Raw genomic sequence first — 12,096 nt, 5'->3', positions numbered from 1 at the left:
ACGCGACAAGCCATGTCAGGGGCATCGCCGGCGGCGTTATTTACCTAACAGTTCTCTTTCGATGCGTTCCCGGGTTTCAACCGCCTGGGTCTTCATCTTTTCCGGATAACCGAACAGGGAGGTGCAAATAATCGATTCACCGCCAACCTTAAAGTTGCGGTTGGCGAATTCCATATCGCGCAGGGCCTGGAACAGCGCATCGAAGTCGATCTCTCCTTCGCCGATGCCGACGTGCTGATGCACCGCGGCGTCAACGCCGGGCGGGTTGACGATATAACGACAGTGGCGGGTATGATTCATGGTATCGGCGATCAGCACGTGGGAAAGGTCATCCCCGGCATATTTCAGCATATTCGCCACGTCGCCCTTGCCTTTGTCGTAGTAGAACGAGTGCGGCACGCTGTACAGATACTTCACATGATCGCTGCGCAGCGACTTCACCATATCGACGGTTTCATTATTCAACTCGCAGAAGTCCCAAGGGTGGGACTGAATTTCCATGCGTATGCCTTCACGCTCAATGATAGGCAGCAGTTCTTCCATGGATTTGTACCACAGCTCTTCACAGATCTCCGGTTCATTGGGATCGCCCGCCAGCTCGGTATTGATCACCTGCACGCCCATCTCCACCGCAATCTCGATCATCCGGCGCCAATTTTTCACCGCCGCCTGACGACGATCCTCACCCGGGCCGGACCAGCGATAAACCACGATAAACGAAGAGATCTCCACCCCGGTGGCCTTCAGCGCATTTTTGTATTCCGCCATGATTTCACGGCCGGCCTTCGGATGTTTATAGAATGGGTTAATCTGCGGATGCGGCGACTGTTCGATATATTTATATCCCCAGTCGGCCACCTGCTGCACCATCTGGGTGACGCCTAAATCTTTAATGACATCCACATCAAACGCGATCTTCATCGTTGTTCCCCGTTAAGCAGCTATACCCGGGCCGCCAGACCCACGGCCTCCTTGCCGACATGTTAACCGTCCTTTTTCACGCGTTGAGCAGACGCCGACGGCCCCGGATATATAAAAAGTGAATCAGGCGATCATTTGCCGTAGAAAGAAGGACGCGGCGGCAGTGATACCGGCACGACTTCACCGCTCAGCTGCGCGGCGACACAGGCATCAGCCGTAACCGCAGCGGCATAACCATCCCAGGCCGACGGCCCTTGCAGCTGCCCGGCCTGCACGTCATTGATAAAGCCTTGCAGTTCAACATCATAAGCGTCAATGAAACGTTCTTTCCAATCCATCAGGATCTCGTTGGACAGCCTGGCGTTACTGCGCATCTGCACAGACGACGGCTCCGGCAGCTTGGCGATGCCGGTTTCCCCGACGACTTCGCACTGAATGTCATAGCCGTACTGACAGTTAACGAAGATCTCCACGTCAATGCGCGTGCCCTTCGCCGTTTCAAACAGCACGATTTGCGGATCGCGCAGGTGAGAAAGCGCCTTGCTGCTCTTGCGCGGGAACACCACCTGCACCGACACATAATCGTCATCCAGCAGCCAGCGCAGCACGTCGATTTCATGAATCAGGGTGTCGGTAATCGCCATATCCGTGGTGTAGGCCTCGCCCACCGTCGGGTTACGGTGCGCGCAGTGCAGCATCAGCGGCTCGCCGATCTGGCCGCTGGTCAGCACCTGTTTCAGCGCGCGGTAGCCCTGGTCGTACGGACGCATAAAGCCAACCTGCACCAGGCGTTTGCCGTGTTTCGCCTCCGCCTCGACGATGTTTTTACAGCCCTGCGCGGTCACCGCCAGCGGCTTTTCACAAAATACCGGCTTGCCGGCGGCAACCGCAGCCAGCACAAATTCCTCGTGGCTTGGCCCCCAGGAGGTCACCAGCACCGCCTGCACGTCCGACGCCTTAATCAGCTCGTGCCCATCGTCATAAACGCGTGCATCCAGACGCAGCTGCTCCACTATGCCTGTCGCGTTATCGCGGTTGATATCGTTGACGGCAACCACCCTGGCCCCCTGCAACACCTGGCTGCAACGACGAATATGATCGCGACCAATCGCACCGGCACCGATAACCCCAATGTTTAATGTCATTTTCGCTATCCTCTGGATTTAAAACTGGATAAAAGCCGTAATCATCAGTAATCACGGGCCTTGTCGATGTTTTCCTGCAGCTGACGGGCCACCGCAACGATCTTGTCGCTGTCCGCCACCTGGGCTCCGCCCACGCGCCACCAGCTGAGATACTTATGCACCATGGTTTTCGGCAGCACCTTGATATCCAGCAGCGTGGAAACCGTCTGCTGGCGCGCATCGGCCAGCGCTTCAATCAGTTGCTGTTCGGTGGTAATGCTGTAGGTCTTGCAGCCGTAAGCCGCCGCCAGCATGGCGAAATTCACCGGCACCAGCCCGCCGTTAAGTTCCCCGTCCTGACGGAAACGGAACTCCGTGGTGTAGCTGTCCATGCCGTGCTCCATCTGCAGGTTGTTGATGCAGCCATTGGTCATGTTGTCGAACAGCACCACGTTGATTTTGCACCCTTCCTGAATGGAGGTGACCAGTTCGGAATGCAGCATCATAAATGCGCCGTCGCCCACCATGACGTACACTTCCCGCTGCGGCTCGGCCAGTTTGACGCCCAGCGCGGCGTTCACTTCATACCCCATGCAGGAGTAGCCATACTCCACGTGGTAGCCATGCTCACCGCGATTGCGCCACACCCGCTGCAAATCCCCCGGCAGGCTGCCGGCCGCCGCCACGATCACGCTGTCCTGCGGCAACTGCTGATTCAGCACCCCCAGCACGCGGCTTTGAGTCAGCGAGGAGCCCGTCTGGGCAATAAACTCGGCAAAGACCTGCTCACGGTTGAGATGATCGTCGATTTCCGGCACGAAATCGGCGCCGGTATAAGCAACGGAGTAAACCCGCTCGGTTTCTTTCTGCTGCGCCGCCTTGGCCTGTTCAACGGCATCGCCCCAATCGGCGCGATAATCCTGCTGCGTTGCCAGTTCGCCCAACGCCTGCAAGGCTTCACGCGCGTCGGCCAGCAGCTGCACGCCGTCCAGCTTGCCGGCATCAAACGCGCTGACGTTAATGTTCAGGAATTCGACGTCCGGGTTTTGGAACAGCCATTTGGAGGAGGTGGTGAAATCGGTATAACGGGTGCCAACGCCAATCACCAGATCGGCCTGCTTCGCCAGCGTATTGGCGGCCAGGCAGCCGGTCTCGCCGATACCGCCGACGTTATAAGGATGGTCGGAAACGACCGCCCCTTTGCCGGCCTGGGTTTCCGCAAAGGGAATGCGAAAACGCTCGGCAAACTGCTGCAGCGCCTTGCCCGCCTGGGAATACTTCACCCCGCCGCCGCATACCAGCAACGGCTTTTTCTTGCCGGCCAGCAGCGCCAGCGCATCGCCGAGCGCTCCGGCCGTCGCCGGCCGACGTTCCAGCCGATGCAGCCGTTTCTGAAAGAAGTACTCTGGATAGTCGTAAGCTTCGCCCTGCACATCCTGCGGCAGGCACAGCGTTACCGCACCGGTTTCCGCCGGATCGGTCAGTACGCGCATGGCGTTGATGCAGGCGCTCATCAGCTGCTCCGGACGCGTGATGCGATCCCAGTATTTGCTGACTGCGCGAAACGCGTCATTGGTGCTGATGCTCAGGTCATAGGATTGTTCGATCTGCTGCAGCACCGGGTCCGGCTGGCGCGAGGCGAAGACGTCGCCGGGCAGCAACAATAAAGGAATGCGGTTGGCGCTCGCCGTAGCGGCGGCGGTCACCATGTTGGCCGCGCCGGGGCCGACGGAAGAGGTGCAGGCGTAAATCTGCTGGCGCAGTTTCTGCTTGGCAAAGCCGGTCGCCGCATGGGCCATCCCCTGCTCATTGCGCCCCTGAAGCACGGTTAACTGCCCGCGATCCTGCTCCAGCGCCTGCCCAAGGCCCAGCACATTGCCATGGCCGAAAATCGCAAATATGCCCTTCACAAATTTGATTTCGACGCCATCCACCAGCAGATACTGGTTATCGAGGAACTTGACGAGCGCCTGCGCCATGGTCAATCTGATCTTACTCATTCTCTCCCCCTAATGATGGCCTGATGCCCGACTTAGCCCTGGTCGGCATCACCACTGAGATTACGGAACGGTTTTCCTGCCCTGAATTCGCTGATATCTTGGGCCGGGTTCAGACAGATTGCGCACACCTTCAGCAACCTGAAACATGCAGCGATTATAAACAAATATATTTTTCATAAAATCACACATCAGAAAAAACATTTCATTTTGCGATAAAGATCGCATTCTAATGAAAACCTTATTTCAACGCCGGCTCAAAGCGCATCTTCCCCATGCCGTCAACGCTTTCAGACTGATTAGCGCAACCTGTCGCCGCCTTCATCAAGCACAGCCCACGGCGATAAAAAGCCAACATTAATACGGCAAAACCTGCGCGCAAGCCCGCAATGCCGCCGCCTGATAGCGGCAGACGCGCGCCCCGACATCACAGCGTGTTGCGACTTGGGTGGTAAATTTCATTTAATATTGAAATTGGAATTTTTATTCCTCATACTCAACGCAATGATTCCTGCTAACCTCCGCTTATCGGGTCGCAGTCGGCTTTTGCTTAATACAGAAGGAAAGGGCTATGGTTTCACAACAAAAACAGCTTGATGTCATCTGTCTCGGCCGCATCGCCGTCGATTTCTACGCGCAGCAAATCGGCGCACGCCTGGAAGACGCCAGCACGTTTGCCAAATACCTCGGCGGATCTTCCGGCAACGTTGCCTACGGCACGGCGATTCAGGGGCTGAAGTCCGGCATGCTGGCCCGCGTCGGCGATGAACATATGGGGCGTTTCCTACGTGAAGAGCTTCAGCGTGTGGGGGCGGACACCCGCTGCCTGATCACCGACAAGCAGCGGCTGACCGGGCTGGTGATCCTCGGCATCAAGGATCAGGAAACCTTCCCGCTGATTTTCTACCGTGATAACTGCGCCGATATGGCGTTAACGCCTGACGACATTGATGAGTCCTACATCGCCTCGTCACGTGCGCTGGCAATTACCGGCACCCATCTGTCCCACCCCAACACGCGCGCCGCCGTGCTGCAGGCTCTGGAGTACGCGCATCGCCACGGGCTGCGCAAGGCGCTGGACATTGACTACCGTCCGGTGCTGTGGGGCCTGACGTCGCTGGGCGACGGCGAAACGCGCTTTGTCGAATCGGACAAGGTCACGCGCGAACTACAGGAGGTATTGCACCACTTTGACCTGATCGTCGGCACGGAAGAGGAATTTCATATTGCCGGCGGCAGCACCGATACGCTGACCGCGCTGGCCAACGTACGCAAAGTCAGCCAGGCGACGCTGGTATGTAAACGCGGCGCACAAGGGTGCTCGGTATTTGAAGGGGCTATCCCGAGCGATTGGCAGGCGGTAAAACTGCACTGCGGCGTGCGGGTTGAAGTGCTTAACGTGCTCGGCGCCGGCGACGCCTTTATGTCCGGCCTGCTGCGCGGCTATTTGAATGACGAGGGCTGGGATCAGGCGTGCCGCTACGCCAACGCCTGCGGTGCGCTGGTGGTATCGCGCCATGGCTGCGCCCCGGCGATGCCGACCAGGCGCGAACTGGACGATTACCTGGCACGCGAGCAGCAGGTGCCGCGCCCCGATCGCGATGCGCGCCTGAACCACCTGCACCGCGTCACCACGCGCAAGCAACAGTGGCCGGAACTGTGCGTCTTCGCCTTTGACCACCGCAAACAGCTGGCAGATATGGCGCGCGAAGCCGGCGTAGGTGAAGAACGCATTCCACAGTTGAAATCCCTGCTGCTGACCGCCGCCAAAGAGGCGGCAGACGAGGCGGGCCTGCAGGGCAACAGCGGTATTCTGGCCGACACCACTTACGGCCAGGCCGCGCTGAATGAAATCACCGGTGAGGGATGGTGGATTGGCCGTCCGATCGAGCAGCCCAGCTCACGTCCGCTGCGTCTGGAACATGGCAACATCGGCTCTCAGCTGGTCGACTGGCCGCTGGAACACGTGGTGAAATGCCTGGTGTTTTATCATCCCCACGATCCCGTCGAACTGCGCAACGAGCAGGATGCGCTGATTAATGACGTCTATCAGGGATGTTGCAAAACCGGCCATGAACTGCTGCTTGAAGTGATTTTACCCGAGGACAGCAGCGATAAAGATGAAAGTTACTACCTGGAAATCATGGCGCACTTCTATCAGTTAGGGATAAAACCCGACTGGTGGAAACTGCCGCCGCTGAGCGCAGCAAGCTGGCGCCAGGTCGGCGAGCTGATCGAAGCCGCCGATCCCGACTGCCGCGGCGTGGTCATTCTGGGCCTGGACGCGCCGGAAGACGCGCTGAAGGCCGGCTTTGCCGCCGCCGCCGATGAGCGCTGGGTGAAAGGGTTTGCGGTAGGCCGTACCATTTTCGGCCAGCCGTCACGCCTCTGGCTGCAGGGTGAGCTAGATGATTCTTCTTTAATTGCGCAGGTTAAACAGAAATATCTTACGCTGATCGGTTTCTGGCGGTTATATCGTCCACAACGCGATGGTGTAACCCACCACCCTTAAAACGACATCCTCCGGCCCCTTAAAGCATGTTTACGACTTTAGGGGGCTTTTTTTGCCCATTTTCTGTGAACTAACGCAACCTGCGTTGAAATAAATCGCTTTTTGATGAAATGAAACTTCCGCTCCGTCTGTTAGAATGACGAATAAATACTCCAGGCGCAGGCCTCTTAGCGCTTTAGCCAATATTGTGAGCCGAATGGATGAATAACCCAACTCAACTTTCGCTATTACAAGACGAAATCCGCCACCGTTACGAAACGCTCAGCAAACGTCTGAAACAGGTCGCGCGTTATATTCTGGATAACAGCAACAGCATTGCGTTCGACACCGTGGCCTCCATCGCCGCACAGGCCAGCGTTCCGCCGTCAACCCTGATCCGCTTTGCCAACGCCTTTGGCTTCAGCGGCTTCAATGAAATGAAACAGGTTTTTCGTCAGCACCTGATGGAAGAGACGGTTAACTATACCGAGCGAGCCCGCCTGTTCCGCCAGACCTCTACAGACGACAACGCCGCGCCGGAAAACCCGGCTGAAATTCTCAACGTGTTCACCATGGTGAATGCGCAGGCGTTGCAGCAACTGCCGGCGCAAATCGACGGCGCGCAGCTGGAGAAGGCGGTAGAACTGCTGAAAAATGCAGAGAATATTTACGTGATTGGCCTGCGCCGCTCGTTCAGCGTCGCCTCCTACCTGACCTATGCCCTGCGCCACCTGGAGCGCCGCGCCTTCCTGATTGACGGCCTAGGCGGCATGTTTACCGAGCAGCTCGGCATGGTGAAGCCAAAAGACGTGGTGATCGCCATCAGCTATTCGCCCTACGCCAGAGAAGCGCTGGAATTGGTGGAGCTGGGCGCCAAACAGGGCGCGCAGCAAATCGCCATTACCGACAGCCAGGTAAGCCCGCTGGCGGCCTTTAGCGACGTGTGTTTTGTGGTCCGGGAAGCGCAGGTGGATGGTTTCCGTTCGCAGGTCGCGTCAATGTGTCTGGCGCAGACGCTGGCCGTTTCGCTGGCGCTGAATAACGCTAAAGACGCATAAATGCGTAAAGGGCGAACACCTGGTTCGCCCCCTTTTGCCATCGTCGTCACCTTTGTGGCGATGCGGCTATTTCTGCGGGTAGTCATCACCGTTAATCCAGGCGTGATCTTTTTCCCAGGTAAATTTCCACAGGCGCTTTGGACCGGCCATCACGTTAAGGTAGTAGTTATCGTAACCGGCCAGGGTCGCCACCGGATGATAACCACGCGGCACCTTCACCACATCGCGGTTATACACCGGCATACACTCGTCCAGTGAGCGGTCGTCCGTGTACACGCGCTGCATGCAGAATCCCTGTTCCGGCTCAATGCGGTGGTAATAAGTCTCTTCCAGATAGGTTTCATCCGCAGAGTCTTCCTGATCGTGCTTATGGCTGGGGTAGGAGCTGGTATTGCCCTCGTCGGTGTATACCTCCACCACCAGCAGGCTGTCCGCCGGCTTATCGTCCGGCAAGATATTGTGCACCAGCCGCTGGTTGCGCCCTTTGCCACGCCGTTCAACACCCACGTCCGCCGGCGTAATCAGGCGCGAAGGCAAATGCCCGCTTCCCGGCGCGCTGCATACTGCCAGTTCCAGCTCGCTTTCGGCCCGCACGATAACCTGGTCGTGATGCGGCACATAAACCGCATAGGGCGGCGTCCGCTCAAACGGACTCATACGTTTGCCGATATGGGGATATTCGGCATGCTGCGTCGCAACGGAGGCAATGCCGGCCACCAATACCAGGCACAGCTCTTTATCGTCGCTGCTCAGCGTCAGCGTTTTCCCCGCCTCAAGGCGATAGACGTCAAAACCGACAAAACGCCAGTCGGCGTTTTCCGGCGTAACATGCTGAATACGCCCCTGGCTATCGGGCGGCTGGCATTTCGCAAGCAATGAAGACATGAAACCCTCCTGTTACCGTCAAGACAACCCGCCAGGTGCAATACCGTCGGCGCGTATGTCCGTTGCTTATCGCAACAGGCGCGGCTTTACTCTGCTTGAGCCGCGCCTGCATATGGTTGATCAGCCTAAGGTCGGCATACTGTATTCAGACACCGTCTGCTGGCCGGAAGGCCAGCGCGCCGTCGCCGTCTTCATACGCGTATAGAAACGCACGCCGTCGGCACCGTGTACATTGAGCGCGCCGAACACCGAACGCTTCCAGCCGCCAAAGCTATGGAATGCCATCGGCACCGGCACCGGTACGTTGACCCCGACCATACCGGCCTGCACCTCATGCACGAACTGGCGCGCATAGTGGCCGTTGCTGGTAAAGATGGCGCTGCCGTTGCCGAACTCATGGCCGTTCACCGTGTCGATCGCTTCCTGATAGCTGGCGACGCGCACAATCCCCAGCACCGGCCCGAAGATCTCTTCACGGTAGATGCGCATCTGCGGCGTAACGTGATCAAACAGCGTGCCTCCCACGTAATAACCGTCCGGATGCCCCGGCACGCTGTAGTTGCGGCCGTCCGCCACCAGCGTCGCGCCTTCCTCGACGCCCACATCAATATAGCCCAGAACTTTCTGCTGGTGCGCAGAAGAGACCAACGGCCCCATTTCGTTTTCTTCGCCGCCCTGCTGCAGGCCAGGCCCGACGCGCAGCTGAGCGATCAGCGGTTTCAATTTGGCAATCAGCTTATCCGCAGTGTCGTCACCGACCACCACCGCAATCGGCAGCGCCATACAGCGTTCGCCGGCGGAACCAAATGCCCCGCCCATCAGGGCATTCACCGTGGCGTCCAGATCGGCATCCGGCATGATAATCGCCTGATTTTTCGCGGCGCCGAAGGCCTGCACGCGCTTGCCGTGGGCGCTGGCAGTGGTGTAGATATGCTCGGCGACGGTGGAAGAGCCAACAAAGCTTACCGCCTGGATCTGCGGATCTGTGCACAGCTGCGCGGCATTTTCATTGCCGCAGTGCACCACGTTAAAGACGCCGTCCGGCAGGCCGGCCTCTTTCAGTAGCTCCGCCATACGCACCGATGCCGACGGCGCCAACGCCGGCGGCTTTAGCACGAAGGTGTTGCCGCAGGCCAGCGCAATCGGGAACATCCACATCGGCACCATCGCCGGGAAGTTGAACGGGGTAATGCCGGCCACCACGCCCAGCGGCTGCATCAGGGAAAAACTGTCGACGCCGGTGCCAACGTCGGCGGAATATTCCCCTTTCATCAGGTGCGGAATGCCGCAGGCGAACTCCACGACTTCCATGCCGCGCGTCAGTTCGCCCAGCGCGTCCGAATATACTTTGCCGTGCTCGCTGACGATCAGCTGTGCCAGCTCTTCCCGATGCTGTTCCAACAGCGCTTTGAAATTGAACATGATGCGTGCGCGGCGCAGCGGGGTGGTTCGCGACCAGCCGGCAAACGCCCGGTGCGCGACATCGATCGCCTGTTTAACCTCGGCGGCGGTGCTTTGCGTTACCTGACACTCAACCTGCCCGGTCGCCGGGTTATGCACGTCTACGCTTTGATTGCTGCTGCTCGGACAAACCTGCCCGTCGATAAAGTTACCCACGATTTTCATGTTCCACCCTCTTTTCAACATGCCGCGATGACCAGGAGAGCCTCCAGATAGCGCGATGTCTTACGGCACCCGCAGACAGGCTAAGCCCTGGTCGAATGAAGTAAACCTTATTCCATTGAAAAAAAAGTTTCAAATAAAACGTTTTGGAAATTTTATTTTTAGCGTGGCCGATCGCAATTTTTTAGGTAACGCTACGCCGCGATGTGCAACCGATGGGAAAGCGCCCTGTCCCGCCAGACGGCATAAAAACCCTTAACATCACCCGCTAATGCCCGCTGGAGCGGTCGGTTTTCTTGCCTTTCGCTTCGCAATAAATGGGTATGCGATTTTTCTTTTCTAACGATTTTTTTGAACTGCGTCTAAAAATCAATATTTCATTATTCCACAAATATGAAATAAATGTTCTTCTCAGACCTGAATTACCCGAATAAACACGCCTTGATGACAGGCACGGTTCACACCTTCCGCCCGCCTTCCCCCTACAACACGCATTGCGAGCGGAAATATGGATAAAAATCGGAGCAACATATGTCACATCAGCGAAAACATAATACAGGGTACGTACTGCGTATATGCGGCATTGCGGCGCTCGGCGGTATTTTGTTCGGCTATGACACCGCCGTGATCTCCGGCGCCATCGAGGCGCTGAAAGCCTATTTCCACCTCACCCCGGCAGAAACCGGCTGGGCGGTGTCCAACGTGGTACTCGGCTGCGTGCTGGGCGCATTCGGCGCCGGTCCGCTGGCCGGCCGCTACGGACGCAAGAAAGCGCTGGTGCTGGCGGCGCTGTTGTTCACTATTTCCGCCATCGGCGCCGCGCTGGCCGAGACTTTCACCTGGTTTGTCATCTACCGCATGATCGGCGGTCTGGCGGTAGGCATCGCCGCCACCGTATCCCCAATGTATATGTCGGAGGTCTCCCCCAAGGACATGCGCGGGCGGGCGCTGAGCATGCAGCAGTTTGCCATCGTGTTTGGCCAGATCCTGATCTTTTACGTCAACTTTAAAATCGCCAGTTATGCCTCGGAAGCCTGGCTGATCGATATGGGCTGGCGTTGGATGATTGGTTCGGAAGTGGTGCCCTGCATTCTGTTCTGCATTCTGGTGTTTATCATCCCTGAATCACCGCGCTGGAACGTGATGGCAGGCCAGGAAGACAAGGCACTGGCGACGCTGACTCTCGTCTCCAACGAAGCCCACGCGCGCAACGTGCTGAAAGAAATCAAGGAATCCCTGCGGCAAGACCTGCAACAGGCCAAGCAAAAGCTGAGTTACCGGGACAAACGCGTGCGTTTCATCCTGTTCGTCGGCTGCATGGTCGCCATGCTGCAGCAGGTCACCGGCGTCAACGTAATGATGTACTACGCCCCCGTAGTGCTGAAAACCGTCACCAGCAACGCGCAGGAAGCCCTGTTCCAGACCATCTGGATCGGCGTGCTGCAACTGGTCGGCTCGGCGATCGGCGCGCTGCTGATGGACCGCATCGGCCGCCTGCCGCTGATGCGCTTCGGCACTCTGGGCGCCATTATTGGTCTGTTGATCACCTCCTACGCACTCTATAGTGAAACCACCGGTTACTTCGCCCTGTTCGGCATGCTGTTCTTTATGTTGTTCTACGCGCTCTCCTGGGGTGTCGGCTGTTGGGTGCTGATCTCCGAAATATTCCCGAACCGGATGCGTTCAGAGGGCATGAGCATCGCCGTCGGCTGTATGTGGGTCGCCAACTTCGCCGTCTCGCAAACCTTCCCGATGATCAACGACAACCCTTACCTGTTCTCCACCTTCCACGGCGCCTTCCCGATGTGGGTATTCGCCGCCTGCTGTATGTTCAGCTACTGGTTTATCTGCCGTTTCGTACCGGAAACCAAAGGCGTATCGCTGGAAAAAATGGAGCAGGTGGTGATGGCCAAACGCTACCGCCAGCCTGTAGCCACGGCCGAATCCTTATCGTTACCCAATGAAAAACCCTAACCTTCACTTTTGGGAGTCAGACA

At 57.6% G+C, this 12,096-nt stretch carries 8 protein-coding genes; 3 read left to right on the top strand and 5 right to left on the bottom strand.

Annotated features, from left to right (window positions below; translation table 11 throughout):
* Nucleotides 1-36: 36 nt before the first annotated feature.
* From HF675_RS01020 to iolD, 3 genes are all read right to left on the bottom strand, one after another.
* Nucleotides 37-921, bottom strand: a complete 885-nt coding sequence (locus tag HF675_RS01020) for a sugar phosphate isomerase/epimerase family protein (RefSeq protein WP_105232966.1) — start codon at nucleotides 919-921, stop codon at nucleotides 37-39.
* 131 nt (nucleotides 922-1,052) lie between these two features.
* On the bottom strand, nucleotides 1,053-2,066 hold the full coding sequence (locus HF675_RS01015) for a Gfo/Idh/MocA family protein (RefSeq protein ID WP_160029584.1): 1,014 nt from the start codon (nucleotides 2,064-2,066) through the stop codon (nucleotides 1,053-1,055).
* Nucleotides 2,067-2,110: 44 nt separating this feature from the next.
* Nucleotides 2,111-4,045 carry a 3D-(3,5/4)-trihydroxycyclohexane-1,2-dione acylhydrolase (decyclizing) gene (gene iolD, locus HF675_RS01010; RefSeq protein ID WP_105232968.1) on the bottom strand — a complete coding sequence of 645 codons (1,935 nt, stop codon included), beginning with the start codon at nucleotides 4,043-4,045 and terminating at the stop codon, nucleotides 2,111-2,113.
* A 568-nt stretch (nucleotides 4,046-4,613) separates the two neighbouring features.
* Here iolD and iolC point away from each other — a divergent pair.
* Complete coding sequence (gene iolC, locus HF675_RS01005) at nucleotides 4,614-6,554, top strand: 5-dehydro-2-deoxygluconokinase (protein WP_105232969.1); 1,941 nt, start codon at nucleotides 4,614-4,616, stop codon at nucleotides 6,552-6,554.
* Nucleotides 6,555-6,754: 200 nt separating this feature from the next.
* Nucleotides 6,755-7,591 (top strand): MurR/RpiR family transcriptional regulator, encoded by an 837-nt coding sequence (locus HF675_RS01000; protein ID WP_105232970.1) that lies wholly within the window; start codon nucleotides 6,755-6,757, stop codon nucleotides 7,589-7,591.
* Nucleotides 7,592-7,657: 66 nt separating this feature from the next.
* On the opposite strand, the gene iolB is transcribed toward HF675_RS01000, so the two are convergent.
* Together iolB and HF675_RS00990 are read right to left on the bottom strand one after the other, a co-directional pair.
* Entirely contained in the window at nucleotides 7,658-8,476 is an 819-nt protein-coding gene (gene iolB, locus HF675_RS00995) for a 5-deoxy-glucuronate isomerase (RefSeq protein ID WP_105232971.1), read from the bottom strand.
* A gap of 120 nt (nucleotides 8,477-8,596) precedes the next feature.
* A complete protein-coding gene (locus HF675_RS00990; protein ID WP_105232972.1) occupies nucleotides 8,597-10,102 on the bottom strand; it encodes a CoA-acylating methylmalonate-semialdehyde dehydrogenase in 1,506 nt (501 codons plus the stop codon).
* A gap of 528 nt (nucleotides 10,103-10,630) precedes the next feature.
* Here HF675_RS00990 and HF675_RS00985 point away from each other — a divergent pair.
* Nucleotides 10,631-12,073: a sugar porter family MFS transporter gene (locus tag HF675_RS00985; RefSeq protein ID WP_105232973.1), complete on the top strand. Its 1,443-nt coding sequence runs from the start codon at nucleotides 10,631-10,633 to the stop codon at nucleotides 12,071-12,073.
* Nucleotides 12,074-12,096 lie beyond the last annotated feature (23 nt).

Origin of the sequence: Serratia sp. JUb9, assembly GCF_014298095.1 — a bacterium.
Taxonomy (GTDB): domain Bacteria; phylum Pseudomonadota; class Gammaproteobacteria; order Enterobacterales; family Enterobacteriaceae; genus Serratia_B; species Serratia_B rhizosphaerae.
This window is presented reverse-complemented; position numbering and strand designations above follow the sequence as displayed.